We start from the raw sequence: 23,669 nt of genomic DNA, 5'->3' as shown, positions 1-23,669 counted from the left end.
GTGACCACATGCTCGTCGAATTGACCATCCGCAGGACCGCCGGCGATCCGCTTCCGAACTCGCCGGTCGACGGAATCAGAATCCTGGCCCTGCTCCCGCGGAAATGGCGGAAGGACCTCAAGAACGTCACCGGCGACATCGCCATCCGCGTGCAGACCGATGAGGAGACCACCGACGCGCAGATCCGCGCCGAGGTGACGCAGATCCTGACCAACCCCGAAGTAAGCGACTGGGAACTGGTGACCTGCCGGACCCTGACCAACGGCCGCCCCTAACCCGAGGAGGACACGCTTATGAACGCCATCGCTCTCCGGACCGTCGACTGCCAGATCTGGTGGGCCGACCCGCAGGACTACGCGCTCGAGTCCATGGTCGGCGTGCTGAACGGCACCGAGCTGAAGCGGGCCGCCGCCTACCGGCGCGAGCAGGACCGCCAGAGGTTCGTGACCGCCGCCTGGCTGCTGCGCACCGCCGCCGGCGCCCAGCTCGACATCGCGCCCGAGCGGGTGCCCATCGAGCGGCGCTGCATGAGCTGTGACAAGCCGCACGGCCGCCCCTACATCCTGACCGACGACGGGCTGCACGCCTCGATCTCCCACTCGGGCAACCGCGTCGCGGTGGCCCTGACCACCGCCGGGCCCGTGGGCGTCGACGTCGAGCAGGTGCCGACCGCCCCGGTCAGCGAGCTGGTGGGATGCGCGCTGTCGCGCGACGAGCAGGAAGTGCTGAAGACCCTTCCCGACCGTCATCAGCAGGCCGGATTCGCCCGTATGTGGGTGTGCAAGGAGGCGGTGCTCAAGGCCACCGGTCACGGCCTGCGGATCTCGCCGCACAAGGTGGAGGTGAGTGCGCCGTCGCAGGAGCCCGCGCTGTTGAGCTGGCCGCTGGACATTCCCCCGCACACGGTTCAAATGCGCACGATCTATCCCGGTGACGGTTACGCCGGTGTGGTCGCCGTCCTCGGTGACGCGCAGCCGATCAAGGTGTCCGAGTGGGACGCCGCCGCCCTTCGCCCGTCCGCCGCGGTCCCCGTGGCCGCCTGACCACCGTTGACGCCATCCGGCACGAGACTGTTGAATAACTACGGATATTCATGTCACCCCGGCCCGCATACTAAAAGTCCCGCCAGGTCCGAATTCCGTACCGTTCAGGCAGTCCAGCCGTAAAGGAGAGGAAGCTGACCTGCCGTGAAAAATCCAATTATCCTGATTCCCGGTCCGTGGACGGGCGCGTGGGTCTGGGAGCCGGTGACCCGCGGGCTGCGCGCGCTCGGCCATGACGTCCATGCGATCACACTTTCCGGATTGGTCGACCCCGAGGCCGACGTTTCCACCGTCGGCCTCGCCACCCACGTCGACGACGTGCTCGCCCTGATGGAGAAACACGATCTGCGCGACGTCGTCGTGGTCGGGCACAGCTACTCGGGCATCGTCGCCGGCCAGGTGGCCGACCGCGCGCCCGAGCGCGTGAGCCGCACGGTGTTCGTCGAGGGATTCCTGCCGCACGACGGCAAGTCGATGCTGCACGCCTTCCCCGAGCGCGTGCGCGCCGGGGAGCTGCGGCTGATCGCCGAGAACAGCGGCCGCTGGCCGATCCCGGACGTCACGATCGTCGCCGAGGGGCAAGATCTGTCCACCCGCCAGGCGCAGTGGCTGGTCGAGCGCTTCGTCGGCCACCCCGGGCACACCCTCTCGGAGCCCGCCGTCCTGACCCGCCCGCTGGAGCACCAGCGGGCGAGCTACATCGTCTGCTCCAAGGAGCACTTCGACGGGCGCGTCTCCGAGGACGTCGCCGCCATGCGGGCCGTGCCCAACTGGACCTTCCACACCCTCGACACCGGCCACTGGCCGATGGTGTCGGCCCCTGACCGGCTCGTCTCGCTGCTGACCTCCATCGCCGCCGAGCGCGTGTGACCTCCACCGCCGCCCGGCGCGTCCGGCCCCCGAGGCGACCGCGTAAGCCGGCCGGCCGCAAGGCGCCGGCCCAGCAGATCCGCGCGGCACGACGGCCGGCCCGGCCTCCTCAGCCGAGCGCGGGGACCCGGCCGGAGACGCCGCCCCCCGCATGCACGAGCGCGGGGGCGAAGGCGGCGGCGAACGCCGCGGCTATCCTCGCCTCACCGGAGTCGTTCGGATGGACGCCGTCGTAGGAGTCGCGGTGGGGGTCGTAGACGCCGGCCAGATCGACCGGCACCGCCCTCGACCGGTCCGTCGACAGCGCGGCGAGCAGCCCCGGCAGCTCCCGATTGTAGGAGTCGGTGTCGCGGGCCAGATCGGGCAGGCCGCTCAGCGGCGTGCGGTGCACGACATTGCCGATCAAGAACTGAACAGCGGGATCGGCCGCGCGGGCGCGCAGGACGAAGGTCTCCATCTCGGCGAGCAGCCGGCCTGGGCCCGAGACGCCCCACGCCAGGTCGTTGAAGCCCAGCGCGACCATCAGCCAGCCCGGTCCGTGGGCGGCGACCGCGTCCTCGATGTTGTCCTTGGCCTCGTGCAGCAGCCGGCCCCAGCTCGCGTAGTGGCGGCACGCCGGGAAATGGACGCCCCGCCGGTAGGAGCCCGCGTACGCCGGGTCGTCCGGGCCGCCCGGACGGGCGGGCCCGTCACCCCGGCGGGCGGGGCCGTCGTCCGGATGGGCTCGGCCGCTGTCCGGACGGGCGGGCCGGGCGGGGGCTTCGGCCGGCCAGACCGCGGAGGGCACCCAGGTGCCCTTCCACGGCCCGACGAAGCGCACGGCGGTCCCCTGGTCGACCAGGGTCCGCCACAGCCGGTAGCGCCAGGTGCGGTCGCCCTCGCGACCCTGGCTGATGGAGTCGCCCACGATCATCACGTGCGGGACGGCCGGCTCCCGTCCCGGCAGGGGCGGCAGCGGCGCCGGCGGCGGCGATGACGACCCCGGCCCGGACGATGACGACGCCGGACCGGAAGGTGAGGGCGCCGGTGAGCCCGGCGACGACGCCGGCTCGATCGGTGCGGACGGCCGTGAGAGCCCTGAGGACGCCGGCGGGAGGGGCAGCGACGCCGGCGGGTGGGTCACCGGCCGGGGCCGCCGCCCACGGGCACCGCCCGCGGGGCCGGGGGCCGCAGCAGCCGCCGCAGCGGGCGGGCGTACGGGAACAGGACGATCGCCAGGCCGGCGAGCAGGAGCAGGGCGGTGAAGACCCACTCGCGGGACCCGCCCGGCCCGTAGACCCGGCCCGCCCGCCCGGTGTCGACCGCGCGGGCGCGCTCCCCGGGCCGCAGGGTCTCCCGGTCGGCGCCGTAGAGGACGACCTCGGAGCGCTGGACGGCGCCGTCGTCGGAGCGGAACTCCCCGGTCCACGAGCAGCTCTCGTGCCCGGGGTGCTGGATGCACGACAGGGTCTCGGCGGTGAACACGCCGGGAACGCCGTCGGCCCGGGCCGCGCGGACGACCGGGCCGATGTTGGGGACGGCGAGGTACAGCAGGAACGCCCCCACGAGCGTCAGCGCCACGGTGAAGACCGGGGAGCGTCCCTGCTTCGCGCCGGAACCGTCCGTCATGCGCGCGCCGCGCAGGTGCACGCCATCTCGGCGCGCTCGGACGGGGACGGGCGCAGGTGGCGGACCATGGCCACGACCATGGGGATGAAGACGATCGCGTTGTAGAACAGGTGGAGCTCAACGCGGGGCGCGAACAGCTGCAGGATGCTGGTGGGCACGGGCCGGCCCGCCAGGTGCCATCCGGTCTGCGCCTGGACCAGCAGGAGCAGGTGCTCGAAGTGGTGCCACACCTGGATGCCGAGCGAGATGTTCCACCACGTGCGAGCCCTGCCGGTGAAGCCCTTCCGCAGCGCGATGAGGCCGATGAGCATGACCAGCGCGTAGCCGTAGTGCATCCACTCGGAGGTGAAGGCCGGGGGGTACAGCGACCCGATGACGCCGAGCGCCTGCTTCGGGGGCCAGCCGAGCACCCACAGCTGGATCGCCTGGGCGATGTGCTCGGCCCAGTGCGCCACCACGATGAACATGAAGATGTTGAGCCAGAGCCGGTGGTGGCGGCTGTTGAGCGCCGACACCTTGACGGGTGCCGCGGAAACTGCCTCGGTCGCCATGCGCAAACCTCGATCTCGGTAAGTTGACCGTTTGCCCGTGCGCGGCGGGAAGAGGATCCGGCGCGTACGGGCGCTTTCCCGGCCGTGCAGGAGCACGAATACCGGGAATCGCCGAAGTCAATTGTTCCGGGCGGATGGCGGGTGGTTCTTCTTCGTATTTGCTGTGTTCGGCGGAAAGCCCGCCGTAAGCCGCTTCAGCGTGCTTTCAGAGCGGCACGTTGCCGTGTTTGCGCTGCGGCGTCGGCTTGCGCTTGTCGCGCAGCATCGCAAGGCCCCTGGCCACCGCGGCACGGGTCTCCACCGGGTCGATGACGTCGTCGACCAGGCCGCGCTCGGCCGCGTAGTGCGGGTGCATGAGCTGTTCGGCGTACTCGGCGACCAGCTCGGCCCGAAGGCTCGCGGGGTCGGCGGCGGCGGCCAGCTCCTTGCGGAAGATGATGTTGACGGCGCCCTCGGCGCCCATGACGGCGATCTCGTTGGTCGGCCAGGCCAGCGACAGGTCGGTGCCGATGGTGCGCGAGTCCATCACGATGTACGCGCCGCCGTAGGCCTTGCGCACGACGACGTGGATGCGCGGCACGGTCGCCTCGCAGTAGGCGTACAGCAGCTTGGCGCCGTGCCGGATGATCCCCTCGTACTCCTGGTCGGCCCCGGGCAGGAAGCCCGGCACGTCGATCAGGGACACCAGCGGGATGCCGAAGGCATCGCAGAAGCGGACGAAGCGCGCGGCCTTCTGCGAGGCGGCGACGTCGAGCACGCCGGCGAGCACCATGGGCTGGTTGCCGACGATGCCGACCACCGCGCCGTCGATGCGGGCCAGCACGCAGATGACGTTCTGCGCCCAGCCTTCGTGGATCTCCAGGTACTCGCCGTCGTCCACCAGCTCGGAGACGATCAGCCGCATGTCGTAGGGCTTGTTCGGCTCGACCGGGACGATCTCGGCGAGGCGGGGGCGGGTGTCGGTGGTCGCGTCGCAGGGGGGCGCGCTGGGCGGGAACTCCAGGTTGTTGCCCGGCAGCAGCGAGACCAGGTAGCGAACCTCGTCCAGGCAGCTCTCCTCGTCGTCGTGCACGAAGGTGGCCACGCCGGACTTCTTGCCGTGCACGTCGGCCCCGCCGAGTTCGGCGTGGGTGTAGCGCTTGCCGGTCACGGCCGCGACCACGTCGGGCCCGGTGAGGTACAGCTGCGCGGTGTCGCGCACCATGAAGGCGAAGTCGGCCAGCGCCACGGTGTAGGCGGCCCCGCCCGCGCACGGCCCGAGGACCACGCTGATCTGCGGGATCACCCCGGACGCCTGGACGCTGCGCTGGAAGATGCCGCCGTACCCGCTGAGCGAGACCACGCCCTCCTGGATGCGCGCCCCGCCGCTGTCGATCAGGCCGATGATCGGGGAGCCGGTGGAGATGGCAAGGTCCATCACCTTGTGGATCTTCGCCGCGTGGGCGGCGCCGAGCGACCCGCCCATGATCGTGAAGTCCTGGGCGTAGACGAACACCCGGCGGCCGTCGATCGTGCCGGATCCGGTGACCACGCCGTCGGTGTAGGGCCGGCTCTCCTCCATCCGCAGGCCGTGTGCCTGGTGCCGGCGGTACATGTCCAACTCGACGAACGAGCCCTCGTCCAGCAGCATCGCGATGCGCTCGCGGGCGGTGCCCTTGCCCAGGCGGTGCTGGCGCTCCACGCCCTCGCGGCGGCCCGCGACGATGTCCGAGCGCAGCCCGCGGTGCCGTTCGCGCAGCGCCTCCATCGACCGCTCCGGCGGGGGCGGCGCCTGCTCGGCCGGCCGGCCCTGCGCCCCGGGCCGGGCCTGCGGGCCGGGACGCCGGGGCACGGCCACCGGGACGAAGTCGATCTCGACGGCGGTCAGCGGCTCCGGTGCCGGACGGTGCAGGTCCGGGCTCGTCGCGATCTGCTCGGTCATGGCGCCCTCTCCCATCATCGCGCGCCCGCGGACGTCAGGCTCGGCCGTTGGATTCCCGCCTGGCGGGCCGACAGGCGGCCGTTCTCGTGCAACCAGCGCACCGTGTCGCCGACCGTCTCGGCGATCGCCCGGGGGCGCACGCCGAACGTGCCGGCGTGGTCGGCCACCCTGGTGGCGCAGGCGCAGGTGTAGATGGCCCCGTACTCGGCGGGGATGTGCCACGGCCACACCCGCTGGAGCAGGCCGGCGAGCGCGCCCACCGGCAGCATCGCCCGGGCGGGCAGGAACGCCGCCGGCAGCGCGCGCCCGGTGACCTCGCGCAGCACCTCCATGTACCGCCGCGTGGTCAGGTACTCCCCCGGGCCGAAGTGCCGGGCCGCCGTCAGCGCCCGGCCGGGGGCGGTGACCAGGGCGGCGTGTAGCGCCGCGGTGTCGCGGACGTCGCCCACCGGGAACCCGCCGAGCGGCCACAGGGGCGTCAGCCCGCGCAGGACCGCCCGCAGGCGCGACACCTGGTCGCCCATCTTGGGGTCGTGCGGCCCGAGCAGCGCGGGCGGGTAGGTGATGACGACCGGCGCGCCCTCGGCCTGGTGCCGGCGGGCGATCCTCTCGGCCGCCGCCTTGCCCGCCATGTAGGTCTCGCGGGGGTGGCCGACGGGAGACGCCTCGTCCACGACGCGGCCGGGAGCGGGGAACAGCGCGACGACGCTGGACACGTGGACGGTCAGGCCCGAGCCCGCACGTCGCGCGGCGTCCAGCACGACATGCGTGCCGCGCTCGTTGACCTGCCGCATCCGCGCGTGGTCCCTGCTGTCGAAGGAGTACACCGACGCGGCGTGCAGCACGGCGTCCGCGCCGCGCACCGCCCGAGCCACGGAGTCCTCGTCGGTGACGTCGCCGGTGACGGTCTCGACGTCGGTGGGGCCGAGGTCGAAGGGGGCCAGGGCGGGGGCGGTCTTGGCGGGGTCGCGGACCAGCATGCGGACGCGGTGGCCGCCGCGGACCAGCGCGGCGACCGAATGGGCGCCGACGAATCCCGTGCCTCCGGTAACGCAAACCAGCATCAGACCATCTCCTCTGATCCACACCAGTCAAAAGGGTGTAAGTGTCCCCTGTCATCTCCGAGTGTGCGGGGGCGCCGGCGCCGTCAGATCCAGCCTTCCTCTTTGGCGCGCAATGCGGCCTGGAAACGATTGACCGCGCCGAGCCGTGCCATGAGATCGGCGACATAACGGCGATATGTGCGGACGGAGACGTCGATTTCCCGCGCCGCAATCTCGTCCTTGTCGGCGGTCGCCATGACCGTGAGGACTTTCCGTTCCAGCTCGGAAAGGCGAGGGCCCTCGGTGCTCGGCTCGGTGAACTCCCGGAAGTCGGTGGCGGCGTCCCAGACGCCGTCGAAATAGGTCACCAGCTGCGACACCAGTCCGGGTTCCTTCACCAGCAGCGCGCCGCGGGCACTCTCTTTGGGGTGGATGGGAACCACGGCGACGCTGCGGTCGAAGATCAGCATGCGGTCGAAGGGGTCTTCGGTGATGTGGACCTGGCCGCCCAGGCTCACCAGCTCGCGCAGGTAGGCCACCATGTCCTGGTCGTCCAGCGCCTTGGGGTGGTAGACGGCCTTCACCGCGAGCCCGCGGCGCAGCGAGCGGGTGTCCAGCGGCAGCGCCGTCTCGATGGCGCCCCGGGACAGCGGTCCGCCCGGGTGCAGGCACAGGGTCTCCTTGTAGGAGAAGAACCCCAGGTCGTCGAGTCGCTGGCGCACGCGGTCCAGGCCCTCGACGCGTTCGATGTCCAGCATGGAGCCGGCGTTCTCGCCGTGCTGCTGGTCCTCCACGAGGGAGGCGATGGCGTCCCGCGCGCCGAGTACGCGGCGGATCTCGGAGTTGAGCTCGTTGAGGCGCTGCTCGACAAGGCGCTCGATGCCGATGCGCGGCTCGGTGGCCATGACGCGGTGGTGGTCGGTCAGGTCGAGCAGGGACAGCCGGTCAAGGGTGTCGACGGCGGCCTCGATGGTGTCGGGATCGAGGTCGAGGGCCTGCCTGATCGAACCGATGCCCTCGCCACGGTGCCGCAGAAAGTACCGGTAGATCTCCAATGCTTCCGCGGGAACACCGATGACGGAAATGTCCATGGCTCGCCTCCTGGCCATGTACCTCGTCCAGGGGGGATCAGGACCTACGACCCTTGCCCGGCTCCACAGATATGTGCAATTACAAACTATCAGAGGTGTAGATGGTCCGTTATTCTCGCAAATTGCTCTCATCGGCGCCTCGGGCGACGCGGCCGAGAATACGGGTCAGGACGGACCGCTCCTCGGGTGTCAGGGGGCCCAGCACCCGCTCGTGGACCTCGGCGGTCAGCGGGTGCAGGACGTCCACCAGAAGCGCGCGGCCGGCGCCGGTCAGCTCGATGGCGTAGGCGCGCCGGTCGACCCGGTCGCGCCCGCGCGCCACCAGCCCGCGCTGCTCCAGCAGGTCGATGATGTGCACCATCGTCGAGCGGTCGACGGCGAGCCGCCGGCCGATCTCCTGCTGCGACATGGGTCCGGCCGACTCCAGCACGACGAGCACCCCGTAGTCGCGCCAGCGGAGGTCGTCGCCCTTCAGGGCCTCCTCCAGCCGCAGCGTGACCTCGCGCGCCACGTCGTTGAGCAGCCAGCCGGTGGACTCGGCCAGGACCCGCGCCGTCGGCGCGGACTCGTGCGCGTTCCCGCCCATGGCCTCAACCCTCCAGCGGCGGGCGATCAGCCAGCCGGCTCCTCGGCCGCCCTCACGTGTTCCCACGTCAATACGATTTCCCGGACCTCGTCCCAGATGTCACATATCGCATCCCACGTGGTGCCGACGTCGGGTACGGGTCGCCGTCCGGACATGAGGACCTCCCTCGCAACCAATGAGGTGGAATCCTGGCCGTGGCCCTCCCGCATCCTTCACGCTAACAAGTATGGTCGCAGACGATCAGCGTCACTGTCAATCAGCTTTGCTGACGATTGGATTTCTGACCGTCGGTTGCGCTGCCCATCGCAGCGTGTGACACTCGTGCCAGACGGAGCCGTGCTTAATATGCGGCATGCCGCACTTTTCGTGACAGGTGACCACGGAAGGCACGTCTGTGAGCGTTGATTCCCCGAACTCCGACGTCCCCCTGCCGGAATTCTCCTCCGGGGACACCGGCATCCTGCTCGCCAAGGCCGGCGAGCTGTTCGCCGAGTTGCTGGAAGCTGCGGTGGAGCCGTTCGGGCTGCGCGCCAAGGACGTCATCGTGCTCACCGCCATCGACTCCGTGGGGCCGCAGTCCCAGCAGCAGCTCGCCCGCACCCACGGCATCGACCGCACCACCATGGTCAGCGTCGTGGACGGCCTGGAGCGCCTGGGCCTGGTCCAGCGCGCGCGCAACCCCGATGACCGGCGCAAGTACGCCATCGGCCTGACCGGCGAGGGGCAGGCGCTGCTGCGCTACAAGCTCGGCCCGGCCATGCTGAACGCCCTTGACACCTTCCTGGCCCCGTTCACACCCGGCGAGCGCGAGATGTTCGGCCAGTTCCTGTGGCGCCTGGTCCACGACCGCGGCGGCCTCTCCCCCGGCACGCGAAGCGAATCGGCGTCCGACGGCCAGGGCACCGGGCAGGGCAAGGTGGCGCCTCGCGGCCAAGGCATGGGCAGGGTGATGGGCGGCGGCTAGGGCACCGGGCAGGGCAAGGTGGTGCCCGGGGGCACCGTGCGATAGCAGGCCGCGCCGGGGCACACCACCTTCACCGCCTCGCCGGTGTCGCCGAGCGTGACCACGATCGGCTCGTGCCCGAACCGGCGGCAGGCGATGTCGGCCCAGCCCGACTCCCCGTCCCCCGGCATCGGCCTGTCCATCACCGAGCCGTCGGCGTCCAGCGCCGACCACTCCAGGTAGGCCAGGTAGTCCACCTCGCGGTGCCAGACGGTCAGCCGGCGCAGCGAGTCGGCGATGGACAGGCTGTCCCACGGCTGGGCCCGCGCGGCAAGCGCCCGCAGGAACGCCTCGGCGACCGCCTCGCCGATCGTGCGCGCGGCGGCCGTGGCGATCGACGTGCCCTCCCCGCTCACGCCGACGACGGCGATCTGGAAGTCCGGGCCGGGCAGCGCGAACGCCGACACCCGCAGCCCCAGCGCGGCCGCGGCCTCGGCCGCCTCCCCGGGGATCATCGTCGCCAGGTGCTGGGAGACGCGCAGCAGCGGCATGCGCGGGCTCGCCCACCAGCGGGTGACCATGTCGTGCGCCAGCAGGTCGGCGATCGCGCCGGAGACGCCCTCCTCGCCGATGACGCCCACCGCCGTGGGCTCCACCCGGCAGTCCCGCTCGCCCATCCACACGACCTCGGCCGGGAGCACGTACCGTTCATGGCTGAGCAGGCCGATGCCCGCGACGCGCGAGTGGCGGCCGGAGGGCGGGTCCGGCATGAAGTCCGACAGGCACAGCTCCCTGTGGTCGTCCGGCGGGCAGGGCACGGCCACGCCGTCCGGAAGCCGGTGCAGCGCGTCCAAAGCCGCGGCCCGCACCCGCGCCCTCCCGCGCGCGGTCTCGGCCGAGAAGTGCGCGGCGACGGCCAGCACGCCGGACTCGGGACGGTGGGCGTAGGCCAGGTGCACCTCCCCGCCCAGGCACTCGGCGGTCTCCTCAGCGCGCACCGGCGGTGACGCCGAGATCGCCGATCGCGCACTGTCAGATGTGGGCGCCATCGTCAACTCCTCGCGACGGATCTGCGGACCGCCGAAGACCCCATTGGGGCCCCTCGGCCCACGGCCGGACGCCGCCGGCGGAGAGGTCGTGCCACTGGCCGAGCCGCGACGCCGGGCTTTCCCGGCATCAAGCACCCCGGCTCGTGCCGCGGACCGCGCACAAGGTGCTGACACGACTCCCATGGAACATGGCCGGCGAAGCGCACGTCAACGCGCTGCCGCGTATCAAGCAACGTGGAAGAAGAGCCGCCCGGCGCCCGCGCGGAAAGCCGCCCGGGAGGCCGTCGGAGAAGAGGGCCCGGGAAGACCACGGGCTCGCGCCGTGGGCGGAGGGGAACGCCGAAGGGGCCGGCCGGCGCCCGCGGTCGCACCGCGCGCGCCGGGCACGGCCCGGCGGCTCCCCGTGTCCGCCTCAGGCGGACTCGAGGGGGCTGTTCTGGTAGGCGGCGAGCTTCCACTGCCCCTCGTGCCGGGCGACGACCCAGGTGGCGCGGACGGCGCGGTCGGGGTGCACCTTGTTCTCACCCGCGGCGAGCACGCCGCCCTGGGTGATCACCAGGGCGGTGTCGGCGTTCAGGAACCGCATGTCGATGGGAAGGCCGGTGACCTGGGTGCCCTTGTACGGGCCGGCGAAGGCGGCGGTCATGTACGCCTCGATGTCCGCGGTGCCCTTGCTGAACGCCCCGGGAAGGATCATGGTGCCGTCGGGGGTGAACACCTCGGCGAAGGCCTTGGCGTTGTGGCTCGCCCACGCCGCGACGATGCGGCTCGGGACCGAGACGACGGCGGCCTTGTCCTTGTCGGTCACGGCGGGGGCGGCGGTGGCGGTGCTGGTGGGGGCCATGTCGAGATCCTTTGGTCGTCTCTGCCGTCAGATGTAGAGCGTGTTGGGCTCGAGACCGCAGAGGATCCGCCCGTACAGCTCGGCGTTGGTGTTCGGGTGCATCAGGGCGTGCAGGTTCGCGGCGTGGGTGTCGCGGGCGATGCGCTGGATCGGCACGATGCTGTAGATGGACGAGCCGCCGCTCGCGGAGGCGAAGATGTCCACCGCCTCCTTGGCCAGCTTGACCACCGCGCCCATGTCGCCGCGGGCCCGCGCCCGCTCCTCGATCGTCCACTCCGCGCCCTGGGCGCCCTTGGAGTCGACCAGTCCCGACAGCCGGTGGGCGTGGAACTCCGCCTGGTCGATCTTGTTGACGGCCTCGGCCACCTGCAGGTGGGTCAGCGGCGCCTCGGCCTGGCTGTCGTACCCGGTGTAGGTGATCTTGCGTCCGGGCAGCCGCTCGAGGAAGGTGTCCTTGGCCGCCTTGGCGAGCCCGATCAGGGTGCCGACCGAGGACGCCGAGGCGACCGGGAGCAGCGGCGAGCTGTAGATCGGGCGGCCCTGGACGGCCGGCGAGGCGGCCTGGCCCTGCAGCACCAGCGGCAGCGGCAGCACGCGGGCGTCGGGGATGAACAGGTCCTGGGCGATCGTGGTGACGCTGCCGGTGCCTTTGAGGCCCGAGGTGTGCCAGTCGTCGACGATCGTCAGGTCCGACATCGGCACGACGATGGCGACCGGCATGGGCTCGCCCTCCCCGCCGATCTGGATCGCGACGATGACCTGGTAGTGGGCGTGCAGGGCGCCGCTGATGAAGCCCCACTTGCCGTTGACGATGACGCCGCCGTCGACCTTCGCCGCCATGCCGGTCGGGCTCAGCGTCCCGCAGATGCGCACGTCCGGGGTGGCGAACACCTCGTCCAGGACGGGCTCGGGGAACATGCTGGCCATCCACGTCGGGATCCAGTACACCGACGCGACCCAGGAGGTGGAGCCGTCGGCCCTGCCGAGTTCGGTGGCGACGTCGATCAGCGTACGGGTGTCGGACTCGTAGCCGCCGTAGCGGACGGGGACCCGCATCTTGAAGACGCCGGCGTCCGCCAGGGCCTGGATGGACTCCTCGTGGACGCGGCGGTTGTCCTCGTTCCAGGCCGCGTGCCCGCGAAGGAGCGGCACGAGTTCGGACGCGCGTTGGACGAGCTGGTCCCGCGTCGGAACCTCGGTCGTCAGCACCATATCCTCCTAGAAAAGACCGGCGAGAAAAGGCGGCGCCGGCAGGCGCGCCGGAAGGCCCGGAATTCGCACGTGGCCGGATCGCCGGCCGCCGATGCTCACCATCCGACGGTCGCACCGGCCTTCCGGCCACGCATCTTCTGGAATGCGAAAGCCCTATTCCGCAGGCCGGAGACCGCAATGTGAGAGATGTGCCGCGGGAATGGCGGATGTGAATATTAAGCTCCGCGACAGGCTTCCGGTGTACCCGCCCGTCATCGGCGCCGAGCGGAACGTGTCACCGGCGAGCACGGCCCCGGCCCGACCGCCGGCACGCGTGCGACAGCGGACTTTTCTTCGGGCGTGTCCATTCGGGGCGTGCTTCCTCCAGGCACCTCCCCTGGACGGCCGGCTCGACGGCTACCGATTCATCGAGGAGTTGAGGTGCACGTAGAGGAAAGAAGTCCGGCAGCCGCCGACACGGCCGCCCCCGAGGCCGGCGTGGCCGCGGAGCGGCCCAAGACGCGCCCGTTGACCGGCGAGGAGTACATCGAGAGCCTGCGCGACGACCGGGAGATCTACCTGTACGGCGAGCGGGTGAAGGACGTCACCGCGCACCCGGCGTTCCACAACCCCATCAGGATGACGGCGCGGCTGTACGACGCGCTGCACGACCCCGACAAGCAGGCCGTGCTGACCAAGCCGACCGACACCGGCAGCGACGGCTACACCCACCGGTTCTTCACCACGCCGCACAGCGTCGAGGACCTGGTCGCCGACCAGCAGGCCATCGCCGAGTGGGCGCGCATGAGCTACGGCTGGATGGGGCGCAGCCCCGACTACAAGGCGGCCTTCCTCGGCACGCTCGGCGCCAACGCCGACTTCTACGAGCCGTTCTCCGACAACGCCCGGCGCTGGTACAAGGAGTCGCAGGAGAAGGTCCTGTACTGGAACCACGCGATCGTCCACCCGCCGGTCGACCGCAACCGCCCGCCGGACGAGGTCGCCGACGTCTTCGTGCACGTCGAGAAGGAGACCGACGCGGGGCTCGTGGTCAGCGGGGCCAAGGTCGTGGCCACCGGCTCGGCGCTCACCCACTACAACTTCATCGCCCACTACGGGCTGCCCATCAAGGACAAGAAGTTCGCGCTCGTCGCCACCATCCCCATGGGCGCGAAGGGCATGAAGCTCATCTGCCGGCCGTCCTACTCCACCGCCGCCACGGTGATGGGCACGCCGTTCGACTACCCGCTCTCCTCGCGGCTGGACGAGAACGACACCATCCTCGTCCTGGACAAGGTGCTCATCCCCTGGGAGAACGTCTTCGTCTACGGCAACCTGGGCAAGGCGCTGCTGTTCACCGGCCGCTCGGGCTTCTTCGAGCGCTTCACCTTCCACGGCTGCACCCGGCTGGCCGTGAAGCTGGAGTTCATCGCCGGGCTGCTCATCAAGGCCACCGAGATGACGGGCACCAAGGACTTCCGCGGCGTGCAGACCCGCATCGGCGAGGTCCTGGCCTGGCGCAACCTGTTCTGGGCCTTCTCCGACGCCGCGGCGCGCAACCCGGTGGAGTGGAAGGACGGCGCCCTGCTGCCCAACCCGGCGTACGGGCTGGCCTACCGCTGGTTCATGCAGACCGGCTACCCGCGGATCAAGGAGATCATCCAGCAGGACATCGCCAGCGGGCTGATCTACGTCAACTCCAGCTCCGAGGACTTCAAGAACCCCGACATCCGGCCCTACCTGGACAAGTACGTCCGCGGGTCGGACGGCAGCGACGCGGTCGAGCGCATCAAGGTCATGAAGCTGCTCTGGGACGCCATCGGCACCGAGTTCGGCGGCCGGCACGAGCTGTACGAGCGCAACTACGCCGGCAACCACGAGAACACCCGCGTCGAACTGCTGAACGCCCAAATGGTGGGCGGCGAGGTGGACGGCTACAAGGCCTTTGTCGACCAGTGCCTCAGCGAGTACGACCTCGACGGCTGGACGGTCCCCGACCTGTCCTCCTTCGACCACCTCCGCCGCATAGGCAACGGCAACACCCTCAACCCCTGACCGCCCACCCCATTCACCACTGAGACCACCACCCCGGCGGGTTTCCGCCGGGGCGGTGGCACGTGGCCGCGATTACTCGAAGATCAGTCCCACGCCGGGGACGCACTTGGGCTTCTTGGGAGCGAAGATGAGGGTGTCGATGGCCGTCGCGGTCTGCACCGGTCCGCCCCTGACCTGCACCCCCGTGTAGAACTGATAGCGGACCGGCCGGAAGATGTCGCACGGGTCCTTGGGAATGTACTCGGCCGGGATCCAGGTCGACCCGCCGCCGCCACCGCCGCCGGGTGAACCGGTGTCAGAGCCGCCCGGAACCGGCTCGCCGGGCAGGGGGTACGGGAGGACCTTGCGGGGGTCGAACCAGAGGTCGGTCGACAGGACGATGCCGGTCGGGGTGATGGCGCGGCACACGCTGTCGATGTCGGTCTCCTCGCAGACCTGCGAGGAGTTGGTGTACGCCCATTGCCCGACCGACTGGATCTCATCCGGCGTCGCGTCGGCCAGCGGCTGCGGGTTGATGGTCACGCGGTCGAAGTTCGGCCCCTGCGGGAAGAGTGCCGGCATCCTGGCCGCCAGGAAGGTCGCGAGCGCCTTGCCGATGGCCACCGAACCGAGCTCGTTCGGGTGGAAGCTCTCCTGGAACGACTTGAAGATCTTGCCGCTCCACAGCACGTCCGGGCGGCGCACGAGGCCCTGGAAGTAGGAGTCCGGCCGGCCGAGCTCATGTCCCGCGACCACGCTGGTGCCGTTCGGCCCGGCCGTGTTCGGGTCGAAGATGTGGACCTGGGTGTTCGGATGGCTCGCCTGGAACTGCGCCACCCCGTCCCGGATGGCCTGGTTCACCTTGGCCGCGAAGGGATACATCAGGTCCATGGTGTGGCCGGTGATCTCCTCCATGCCGGTGTTGCCCGACTCCTTGACCGGAAGCGGGTAGAGCGCCACGACGATCTCCGCCACCGGGTGGGTCTCCCGGACGGTCTCCAGTCCCTGGGCGATCTTGTCCGGCAGGGGGGTGATCCGCGACTGCAGCCGGCTCACCTCGAGGGCGACCGCCTGCTCCTGGTCGGTCTGCCAGGTGAACACTCCGAAACGGCCGGTGGCCGGGTTCAGGTACGCCTCGGCCGCGGTGCTGACCAGGTCGGCGAAACCGGCGTCGTTGCCGCCCAGCCCGAAATAGGCGATCTTCGCCATGGTCGGGACGTCCTGGGCCTGTGGCGGATTACGGACGACCGTTCCGCCCTTCTCCATCTGCGGCTCGTTGAGGTGTTTGATCCACGCGCCGGACGAGGCGTTGAAGAAGAGCCGGTCGCGCCCGAACGTCGTTCGCATCGTGTCCGAGGTGAGGGTCGGCCTGTACAAGGGGTAGCGGTTCATCTCCAGGGCCGTCCAGGCCACAGCGAAGGGGGCGAGACCGGACTTGTGGGTCCAGTCCTCGCTGCCGTCGGACTTCGTCACGTACGTGTGGTCGTGGCTCGCGCCCTCACCGCTGGTGTAGCTGTCGCCGTAGACGACCGCGTCGTACGGATCCGGCCCCAGATCGACACAGGTCGGCGGGCACGGTAGTGGGACCGGCAGCGGCGGGCGTGTCGGGAACGGAACGCCGGACGGCAGCGGCGAGAGCGTCGGCAACGGACCTCGGGTCGGCAGCGGTATCGGATCGGCGCTGGCCACAGTGGCCGGCAGGAGCAGCCCCAGGGCGGCGGACAACGTCGCCAGTACGACGTACACCCGGGTACGTCTCGGGACACGGGAGGGTGACATGTGAACCTCGCTCGATGATCGCGTGGCTTGCCGCAGCAGCATGCTTCACGGCGGCCGTCGCTAGCATCGGGCGGTTCCCTACCGCACCCCCCTACATCGGCCCGGCGTCCGGGCCGGCGGCGGCTCGTTCGGCCCTGAACCGGGCGTCCGCCGTCAGGTGCTGGGTGAGCGTGACGCGCGACTGGACGCCGAGCTTGGCGAAGGTGCGCGAGAGGTGGGCCTCCACCGTCTTGGGGCTCAGGTACAGCCGCTCCGCGATCTGCTGGTTGGTCAGTCCGTCCACCGCGAGGTCGGCGATCTGCCGCTCCCGGGTGGTGAGCGTGGACAGCGGACCGGCCGGCCGGCGCCGCCCCCGGGGCGCCCGGGCGGCCAGCCTGCGTTCGTCGCGCGCCAGCGAGGCCGACAGCCAGGTCGCCCCGGCGGCGGCGTACAGGGATTTGGCCCGGCCTATCTCGTGCTGGACCTTCCCGGCCGCGCCCAGGGCGGCGTACAGCTCGGCGGCGAGTTGCCGCGTGAGCCCCTCCTCGACCGGGGCTCCGGCGGCGGCGAACTGGTCGGCGCCCCGTGCCGCGTGCACGGCCGCCTCCTTCGACCGCCCGGCGAGCATGAGCACCTTCGCCCGCGCCCGGTGCGCGAACCCCAGCTGATGCGGCAGACCGGACCGCGTCGCCCGGAGAAGGGCGCTTTCCGCGAGCGAGTCGGCCTCGGACCCGGCGCCGCCGGCGGCGGCCGTGGTCACCGCCTGGAGAGCCAGGCAGTACGTCGTGGTCGGTTCGTCGGCCGGCTCCTGCCCGGTCAACGCGGCCATGGCCCGGTCGGGCCGCCCGGCCTCGGCGTGGACGAGGGCGAGGTCGAGGGTCGCCAGCCCTGACCACCAGCCCGACCGGGGCCGGGTCCCGGAGATCCGTTCGGCGTGTTCCAGGGCGGCCCGCGGTCCGTCCCGCCACAACAGCGGACGCAGGAGCAGGATGCTGGACATGGCCAGGGTCTCCCGGCTGTGGATCAGCCGGGACGCCTCGCGGGCCTCCTCGGCGGCGGTCACCGCCTCGGGCAGCCGGCCCTGCCGCTCGTGCAGCGCGGACACGACGATGAGCAGGTACGGCACGCTGTGGCTACGCCCGGCACGGTAGGCGATGTCCAGCCCGCGGCGCAGATGCCGCAAGGCGTCGTCGTAGCGCCCCAGGTGGAGCTCGACCCACGCCAGCGGCGCGACGAACTCCAGGTGCGGGGCGAGCACGTCGTCGGTCATGGCGTCGGTCAGCCACGCCGCCCGGTCGGTCTCGCCGCGGCTGTGTGCCACGCGGCCCTCGCGCAGGCCGGCCAGCGCCTGGATGGTGCCTGCGGCCGCTTCCAGCGCCTTGTCGTCCGCGTCCTTCAGGGACCGGATCGCCTCGGCGGCCGTGCGCCGGGCCTTCGCCGGCTCACGGCCCATCAACTCGACCGCGGCCAGCCCGACCTGGGCCAGGCTGGTCGACCGGTCGGGCGCGTGCGGCCGGGTCAGCTCGGTGGTGAGCAGTGCCTTGGCCTCGTCGAAGTCGCCGAGCAGGCGATAGACCATCGAGGAGAAGCTCACCGCGGCGATACGCAGCGGCCCCGGCGCCCGTATCACCTCCTGCAGGATCTGCCTGCTGGCCGCCAGTTCGCCGGTCACTCCCAAGGCGCGGCCCAGTGCCCATTGCAGCTGGACCCGCCACAAGGCCAGGTCCGCCTCATCCGGCAGCAACCGGATCGCCGTGCGCAACAGCCGGACGGCGGTGGACGGAGCGGCGTCCAGAGCCGCCCTGGCCGCCGCCTCCAGCGTCCGCACCGCCTGCACGTCGCCGTGTCTGGCCGATCGCGCGGTGTGGTGGGCCAGCAGCTGCAGCGGGCCGCCGTTGGTGCGCAGATGCTCCGCCGCTCGCTCGTGCGCGCGCGAGCGCCAGGCCGCGCCGGCCATCCAGTACGCCGCGGCCCGGACCAGCGGGTGGCGGAAGCGGAGACAGGCGTCGGCCTCCACCACCGTGCCCACGCCGACCAGGTGGTCGATGGCCTGGTCGAAGGCGGCCTCAGGCAGTTCGGTGATGGAGGCGACCAGGTCCAGGGAGATCGGTTCACCGGCCACCGCCGCCGCGCAGGCCACCTGCCGGACATCGGGCGTCAGGGCGGTCAGTTCGGTGCTGAGCACGTCCAGCAGTGCCCGCTCGGGTGCGCCGGTCGCCGCGTCCCCGGCCTCCGCGAGCGCGGTGAGCGTCTCCACCCCGGCGTCGGCGAGCACCTGGAGGTAAAGCGGGTTTCCGCGGGTCGTGCGGTACAGCAGTCGCCGCCGGCCGCGGTCGGCCCCCGGTAACAGCGCCGCCACGTCGGCCTCGCCCAGCGGGGCCAGGCTGATGTGGACGGTCGCGTCGCCGAGCTGGGCCAGGGCCCGCCCGATGCCCGCAGGCGCCTGCGCCGTGCGGTAGGCGGTGGCCAGCAGCAACGGCGCCCGCGGCGGACGGCGCAGCAGATACTCGGTCAGCTCCACGGAGGACCGGTCGGCCCAGTGCAGGTCGTCGAGCACGATGGCGACCGGGCCGGCGGCCCCCTGGTCCTCGATGAGCCGGCGCGCGCGCTGGAAGAGCCGGTAGCGGTCGAGCCCCGCGCGCCGCGCCTCGGACGGTCCTGTGGCGTCCAGCAGCAACTCGGTCAGCGCACCCTGCGCGTCCCGGCGCGGATCACCCGGCTGGGGTTCGAACGCGGCGATGTAGACACCGAACGGCACGTCACGCTCGAACTCGGTCGCCTGGCCGTGATGGACGGCGAACCCACGGGCCCGGGCCATGTCGGCCAGTTCGGCGAGCAGCCGCGTCTTGCCCATTCCCGGGTCGCCACGCACCGCCACGGCCCGTAGCGCTCCGTCGGCGGCTCCGGACACGGCGCTCGCGAGGAGGCCGAGCTCAGCGTCGCGACCGATCGGCCTGCCGTATGTCGCTCCGTTGGCCATCCCGCCCTGAACATCCAGTCCGGTGAGTGCAGATAGCAGCGACGCCCAGCCTAGCCGGGGTGATCGTCGGTTGGGAATACGGTCACGGCCCGGTGGTCGGGCGCCGGTGGACGCCGGACCACACGTTGACCCGCGTCAGTCCGTGAAGTCGCCAGCTGTTCAATCGGCTTGTTGCTGCTCGGCGGCGTGGGCGGCGCCGAGTCGTTCGAACGCGCCCGGGCCGTCGTGCGGCTTCGGCGGGGCGCCGAGGTGGCGGACGCGGAGCTCGTCCATGAGTTCCTCGACGAACGCCGGGCCTCCGTCCCGCATGAGCTGCTGCCGGCTTCGGAGCTCGGCGCCGCCGCTGGTCCAGTCGAGGCCCCAGTTGCCGAGGGCGTAGATGATCGGCAGCGTCTGGATGCCGGCCTCGGTGAGGCTGAAGCGCGCGCGCTGTCCGCGGACCGCGGTGCCGCGGGTGAGGATCCCCGCGTCGATGAGCCGCTTGAGGCGGTCGGCGAGGATGTTGGAGGCGATGCCCTCGATCGACCCGGTGAGCAGCGCGCGGAAGTACCGGCGGTCGCCGAAGATGACGTCGCGCAGAACGATCAACGACCAGCGATCTCCGAGCACCTCGACGGCGGCGTTGATCGGGCACTCGGACCGTGGTTCCACGACTCCTCCTTGACAGGTGGTTTGCCCCCCTATAGTAGTTGCAGATTGCAATCACTATTGCGGAAGGGGAGACGATGGGTCGCTTCACATATTGGATGAACGTGTCCCTCGACCTGCGGATCGAGCAGGTTCCGGGGGACGACGGCGCGGGCGAATGGCTGCGCATCGGCGAGGAGCTGCACCGGGAGTTCAACGCGCGGGCGCGGAAGCTCGCGTCGATGGTGCAGGGCCGGGTCATCTACGAGACGATGGAGCAATCATGGCCGCAGGCGCGTCATGACGCGTCGCTGCCGGACTACATGCGTGAGTACGGCGAGATCTGGACGGACATGCCCAAGGTGCTCGTCTCGCGCACCCGCCGCGGCGCCGGCCACAACACCCGGGTCTTCGGCGGAGACGACGCGATCGAGCAGCTCGCCGCCCTGCGTGCCGAGACCGACGGCACCATCGGTGTGGGCGGCGCGACGCTCGCCACCCAGCTGCTCCGCGCCAGGCTGCTCGACGAGCTGCTGCTGTTCACCCATCCCGCGATCCTCGGCTTCGGCAGGCCCCTGTTCGACGAATACGACGTGCCGATCGAGCTCGACCTGCTCGAGCAGCGCTCGTTCGAGCGGGGCGTCACGATGCACCGCTACGCGATTCGCGACACGCTCGCGGCCGGCCCACGTTGAGAGAGGGCACCTCAGGAGCACGCGCGGGCCGGCGGGCATGGGAAGACCGGCGGAGGCGGGGCCTTCGCCGGTCTTAGGAGTGCTGGACGCCGGGGGCGGTCAGACGCGGACGCCGGGGGTGAGGGGGACGCCGGGGCGGGCGTCGCTCTCCAGGGCGAGATAGGGGTCATCCATCTCGTACCAGCCGAGGCCGGGCGGGCAGCGGTCGTAGCCGAGCAGGCGCCGGACCTCCTCCGGGTAGGCCAGCACGGACTCCTTGGGCACGGCGAGGTACTGGTTCTCCTCCTGGCGCAGGTTGCCCAGGTCCAGCGCGATCGTCATGCCGGTGCGCGGGGTCTCGGTGTCGTTGCGGCCGCCGCCGTGGTAGACGCCGCCCAGCCAGATCAGGCCCGAGCCGGCCGGCATCTCGGTGGGGAGCGCCTCGGAGGCCTCAGGGGCGCGCTCGTCGTCCCAGTGGTGGCTGCCGGGGATCACCATGGTGCCGCCGTTGGCCGCGGTGAACTCGCTCATGGCCAGCATGAGCTGCACCCGGCTGGTCGGCCCGGGGTGGCGGCGCAGGTGCAGCGCGTCGTCCCGGTGCAGGGGCTGCTTGCCCTGCCCGGCGTGCAGCTGGATGAGCTGGGTGCCGCTGATCTGGATCGTCGGGGTCATCTCGACCCGCGACTTTCCGACCCACATCGGCACCGGCTTCTGCATGATCGCCCGCGCGGCCCCGAGGTACAGGGGCTGGGTCACCACGGGGGTGAGGTGCGCGGTGCGCGCGAACAACGACGACACGCGGCGGGTCCGCTTGCCGTTGTACCAGTCCTGGCTGTACTCGCACGCGTCGAGGGCCGGTCCGAAATCGTCCCACAGCGCGGCGAGCGTGCCGTCGTCGACGAAGTCCTCGACGATGACCGCGCCGTCGCGCTCCAGGATCTCGACGACCTCACCGAGGTCGGCGTCGGGTCGCACCCGGGTCAGGCCCGCCATCGCAGACCACCTTTCATGATGAGAGTTGTCCTCGCGCCCGCGCGCGGGTCGCGCGCGGGCGCCGCCGATGACCGGCCCACTGACGTCACACCCGCGAGGGGTCGCCGGCCTTCGTGACGACGCTGCGGACGAAACCGGCCAGGTCGGGGTCCTCCTCGAAGATGTCGCCGACCTCGATGAAGATGCCGAGCTCCCCCTCGACGCGCGACACGAGCCGGTTGGCGGCCATGGACTCGCCGTTCAGCTCGAAGAAGGTCTCCCGCTCGTGGCCCTCGGGCACCTGGAGAACCGACCTCCAGATGTCCTCGACCTTCTTCTCGATCTCCTCGACGGTGTACTTCCCCGTGCCCTCAGTGCTCATTGGATGTCCTCTCGCTGCTTGCCTGGCAAGGCTTCTCGATCGCTCGACGGGCTCTGCTTGCTGGTTGGTCGGATCTCAGGCGGTCACGGCCCCCGGTGGCGGGCCCCACCGCAGCGGGGCGTCGGGGGCGGTGACCGCGTCCGCGACCACCTGGTGGAACTCCGACGCCATGCGCGTGATGGTGCTCTTGTCGAACAGGTTGCTGTTGAACCCGAGGGTTCCGACGATGTCGCCCGTGGAGTCGATCTCCAGGTGCCACATCGCGCCGTCGGGGATGTCCCCGCCCACGGGCTGGGACAGCAGCCGCCGGCGGATCTCGGAGTAGGCGAGACCTCCGGCCGACTCCTCCTGGCCGGCCAGCGGCGACCGGAAGACCTGGAAGGCGCACACGGCGCGGTCGTCGGCGATCGAGGGGAGCATCAGCTCCGGCGCCTCCTCCAGCACCTGCGCGAACGGGATGTCGTGGGTGTAGGCGGAGATGCAGGTGGCCCGGGTGCGCTCGACGACCTGGCGGAAGGTGTCACACCCGTCCAGGTCGATGCGGAGCGGGACGAAGTTGAAGAAGGACCCGACGGTGTCCATGAAGCGCGGCTGGGCGCGGCCGGAGGTGAAGGTCGGCACGACGATGTCGGTGACGCCCGTCTCCTTGCGCAGCAGCGTGGCGTAGGCGGCGAGCAGGACCATGAACGGCGAGCTGCGCATGCCGCGGCCGATCTCGAACACCCCGGAGGTCAGCTCGGCGGGGATCCAGAAGCGGTGCCAGGCGGTTGCCTTGGGCAGCCCGGCCGAGCGCGGGTGGTCGGTGGGCGTGGCCAGGATGCGGGCGCCGCGCAGCCGCTCGCGCCAGAACGCGCGCTTGTCCGCGGACGCGGCCCCGGCGGCGCTCTCCTGCTCCCAGCGCGCGTACTCCCCGTACTGGCACACCTCGGGCAGCTCGACCTGGTGGCCGGAGCGCGAGGCGTAGCAGCCGACGAGGTCGCGCATGATCAGGCGCATGGACCACTCGTCGGCGGCGGTGTGGTGGGCGATCAGCACGAGCACCGCGTCGTCGTCGGCGAACCGGCCGATGACGGCGCGCAGCAGAGGCAGCTCGCCGATGCCGTACGCGCCCGCCTCCAGCTCGATGAGCAGCTGTTCGGCGCGCAGCTCGCGGTCGCCGGGGGCGACGCCGGTGAAGTCGCGCACCAGCAGCGCGGCCGGGGACGGCGGCAGGACCTCCTGGTAGCGGGTCTCGGCCGACCGGACGATGATCGTGCGCAGCGACTCGTGGCGCGTCACCACGTCGTCCAGGGCGTCCTGCAGCGTCTCGACGTCGACGGCGCCGGTGAGGCGCCAGCCGCAGACGATGTTGTACTTGGGACCGAACGGCCCCTCCTCGTCGCCCACGTCGAAATTGCAGAGGAATTCCTGGTTGAAGGAGAGCGGAATTCGTTCCGCCGTGCCGGCCGGCGCCTGCGGTGGCGCAGAAATCGTCATGATGCTCCAGGTCCTCCTTCGGGTCT

At 71.1% G+C, this 23,669-nt stretch carries 22 protein-coding genes; 6 read left to right on the top strand and 16 right to left on the bottom strand.

The features are described 5' to 3' along the window. The first annotated feature begins 8 nt into the window (after positions 1–8). From ABZT47_RS33330 to ABZT47_RS33320, 3 genes are all read left to right on the top strand, one after another. On the top strand, positions 9–275 hold the full coding sequence (locus ABZT47_RS33330; RefSeq protein WP_354851207.1) for a hypothetical protein: 267 nt from the start codon (positions 9–11) through the stop codon (positions 273–275). Between the two features lie 18 nt (positions 276–293). Further along, the gene (locus tag ABZT47_RS33325; protein WP_354851204.1) at positions 294–1,043 is read left to right on the top strand and encodes a 4'-phosphopantetheinyl transferase superfamily protein; all 750 of its coding nucleotides are present in this window, start codon (positions 294–296) and stop codon (positions 1,041–1,043) included. Between the two features lie 144 nt (positions 1,044–1,187). Then, positions 1,188–1,913, top strand: coding sequence for an alpha/beta hydrolase (locus ABZT47_RS33320; protein ID WP_354851201.1), 726 nt, complete (start codon positions 1,188–1,190; stop codon positions 1,911–1,913). Positions 1,914–2,022: 109 nt separating this feature from the next. On the opposite strand, the gene ABZT47_RS33315 is transcribed toward ABZT47_RS33320, so the two are convergent. The 7 genes from ABZT47_RS33315 to ABZT47_RS33285 all read right to left on the bottom strand — a co-directional run bounded on the left by ABZT47_RS33315 (position 2,023) and on the right by ABZT47_RS33285 (position 8,779). After that, entirely contained in the window at positions 2,023–2,820 is a 798-nt protein-coding gene (locus tag ABZT47_RS33315; protein WP_354851199.1) for a GDSL-type esterase/lipase family protein, read from the bottom strand. Positions 2,821–3,032: 212 nt separating this feature from the next. Beyond that, positions 3,033–3,521 carry a hypothetical protein gene (locus ABZT47_RS33310; protein ID WP_354851196.1) on the bottom strand — a complete coding sequence of 163 codons (489 nt, stop codon included), beginning with the start codon at positions 3,519–3,521 and terminating at the stop codon, positions 3,033–3,035. Further along, a complete protein-coding gene (locus ABZT47_RS33305; protein ID WP_354851193.1) occupies positions 3,518–4,072 on the bottom strand; it encodes a hypothetical protein in 555 nt (184 codons plus the stop codon). Before ABZT47_RS33305 ends, ABZT47_RS33310 begins: the two co-directional genes overlap by 4 nt. Positions 4,073–4,277: 205 nt before the next feature. Continuing rightward, positions 4,278–5,993 carry an acyl-CoA carboxylase subunit beta gene (locus tag ABZT47_RS33300; protein ID WP_354851190.1) on the bottom strand — a complete coding sequence of 572 codons (1,716 nt, stop codon included), beginning with the start codon at positions 5,991–5,993 and terminating at the stop codon, positions 4,278–4,280. A gap of 14 nt (positions 5,994–6,007) precedes the next feature. Beyond that, the gene (locus tag ABZT47_RS33295) at positions 6,008–7,057 is read right to left on the bottom strand and encodes an SDR family NAD(P)-dependent oxidoreductase (RefSeq protein ID WP_354851187.1); all 1,050 of its coding nucleotides are present in this window, start codon (positions 7,055–7,057) and stop codon (positions 6,008–6,010) included. A gap of 83 nt (positions 7,058–7,140) precedes the next feature. Continuing rightward, positions 7,141–8,127, bottom strand: coding sequence for a hypothetical protein (locus ABZT47_RS33290; RefSeq protein ID WP_354851184.1), 987 nt, complete (start codon positions 8,125–8,127; stop codon positions 7,141–7,143). Positions 8,128–8,236: 109 nt separating this feature from the next. Further along, on the bottom strand, positions 8,237–8,779 hold the full coding sequence (locus tag ABZT47_RS33285) for a MarR family transcriptional regulator (protein WP_354851181.1): 543 nt from the start codon (positions 8,777–8,779) through the stop codon (positions 8,237–8,239). A gap of 328 nt (positions 8,780–9,107) precedes the next feature. On the opposite strand from ABZT47_RS33285, the gene ABZT47_RS33280 reads away from it, so the two are divergent. After that, positions 9,108–9,677 carry a MarR family winged helix-turn-helix transcriptional regulator gene (locus ABZT47_RS33280; RefSeq protein WP_354851178.1) on the top strand — a complete coding sequence of 190 codons (570 nt, stop codon included), beginning with the start codon at positions 9,108–9,110 and terminating at the stop codon, positions 9,675–9,677. Here the strand turns inward: ABZT47_RS33280 and ABZT47_RS33275 are convergent. The 3 genes from ABZT47_RS33275 to ABZT47_RS33265 form a co-directional block, all read right to left on the bottom strand. Continuing rightward, positions 9,674–10,705, bottom strand: coding sequence for a hypothetical protein (locus tag ABZT47_RS33275; protein WP_354851175.1), 1,032 nt, complete (start codon positions 10,703–10,705; stop codon positions 9,674–9,676). The genes ABZT47_RS33280 and ABZT47_RS33275 overlap by 4 nt on opposite strands. 412 nt (positions 10,706–11,117) lie before the next feature. Next, positions 11,118–11,549 carry an SgcJ/EcaC family oxidoreductase gene (locus ABZT47_RS33270; RefSeq protein WP_354851172.1) on the bottom strand — a complete coding sequence of 144 codons (432 nt, stop codon included), beginning with the start codon at positions 11,547–11,549 and terminating at the stop codon, positions 11,118–11,120. A gap of 27 nt (positions 11,550–11,576) precedes the next feature. After that, the gene (locus tag ABZT47_RS33265) at positions 11,577–12,761 is read right to left on the bottom strand and encodes an acyl-CoA dehydrogenase family protein (RefSeq protein ID WP_354851169.1); all 1,185 of its coding nucleotides are present in this window, start codon (positions 12,759–12,761) and stop codon (positions 11,577–11,579) included. Positions 12,762–13,181: 420 nt separating this feature from the next. Between ABZT47_RS33265 and ABZT47_RS33260 the strand changes: the two genes are divergently transcribed. Then, on the top strand, positions 13,182–14,795 hold the full coding sequence (locus ABZT47_RS33260; RefSeq protein WP_354851166.1) for a 4-hydroxyphenylacetate 3-hydroxylase N-terminal domain-containing protein: 1,614 nt from the start codon (positions 13,182–13,184) through the stop codon (positions 14,793–14,795). A 72-nt stretch (positions 14,796–14,867) separates the two neighbouring features. Here ABZT47_RS33260 and ABZT47_RS33255 read toward each other — a convergent pair whose 3' ends face one another. The 3 genes from ABZT47_RS33255 to ABZT47_RS33245 all read right to left on the bottom strand — a co-directional run bounded on the left by ABZT47_RS33255 (position 14,868) and on the right by ABZT47_RS33245 (position 20,163). Then, the gene (locus ABZT47_RS33255; RefSeq protein WP_354851163.1) at positions 14,868–16,553 is read right to left on the bottom strand and encodes a hypothetical protein; all 1,686 of its coding nucleotides are present in this window, start codon (positions 16,551–16,553) and stop codon (positions 14,868–14,870) included. A gap of 91 nt (positions 16,554–16,644) precedes the next feature. After that, positions 16,645–19,512 (bottom strand): AAA family ATPase, encoded by a 2,868-nt coding sequence (locus ABZT47_RS33250; RefSeq protein WP_354851160.1) that lies wholly within the window; start codon positions 19,510–19,512, stop codon positions 16,645–16,647. A 159-nt stretch (positions 19,513–19,671) separates the two neighbouring features. Next, positions 19,672–20,163 carry a helix-turn-helix domain-containing protein gene (locus ABZT47_RS33245; RefSeq protein WP_354851157.1) on the bottom strand — a complete coding sequence of 164 codons (492 nt, stop codon included), beginning with the start codon at positions 20,161–20,163 and terminating at the stop codon, positions 19,672–19,674. Positions 20,164–20,237: 74 nt separating this feature from the next. On the opposite strand from ABZT47_RS33245, the gene ABZT47_RS33240 reads away from it, so the two are divergent. Then, positions 20,238–20,834, top strand: a complete 597-nt coding sequence (locus ABZT47_RS33240) for a dihydrofolate reductase family protein (protein ID WP_354851154.1) — start codon at positions 20,238–20,240, stop codon at positions 20,832–20,834. 99 nt (positions 20,835–20,933) lie between these two features. Here the strand turns inward: ABZT47_RS33240 and ABZT47_RS33235 are convergent, their stop codons facing one another. From ABZT47_RS33235 to ABZT47_RS33225, 3 genes are all read right to left on the bottom strand, one after another. Continuing rightward, complete coding sequence (locus ABZT47_RS33235; protein ID WP_354851151.1) at positions 20,934–21,806, bottom strand: phytanoyl-CoA dioxygenase family protein; 873 nt, start codon at positions 21,804–21,806, stop codon at positions 20,934–20,936. A gap of 85 nt (positions 21,807–21,891) precedes the next feature. Further along, positions 21,892–22,167 carry a phosphopantetheine-binding protein gene (locus ABZT47_RS33230; RefSeq protein WP_354851148.1) on the bottom strand — a complete coding sequence of 92 codons (276 nt, stop codon included), beginning with the start codon at positions 22,165–22,167 and terminating at the stop codon, positions 21,892–21,894. Between the two features lie 75 nt (positions 22,168–22,242). Next, positions 22,243–23,643 (bottom strand): condensation domain-containing protein, encoded by a 1,401-nt coding sequence (locus tag ABZT47_RS33225; protein WP_354851145.1) that lies wholly within the window; start codon positions 23,641–23,643, stop codon positions 22,243–22,245. Positions 23,644–23,669: the final 26 nt, after the last annotated feature.

It is taken from the genome of Sphaerisporangium sp. NPDC005289, assembly GCF_040607455.1.
Lineage (GTDB): Bacteria > Actinomycetota > Actinomycetes > Streptosporangiales > Streptosporangiaceae > Sphaerisporangium > Sphaerisporangium rhizosphaerae.
This window is presented reverse-complemented; position numbering and strand designations above follow the sequence as displayed.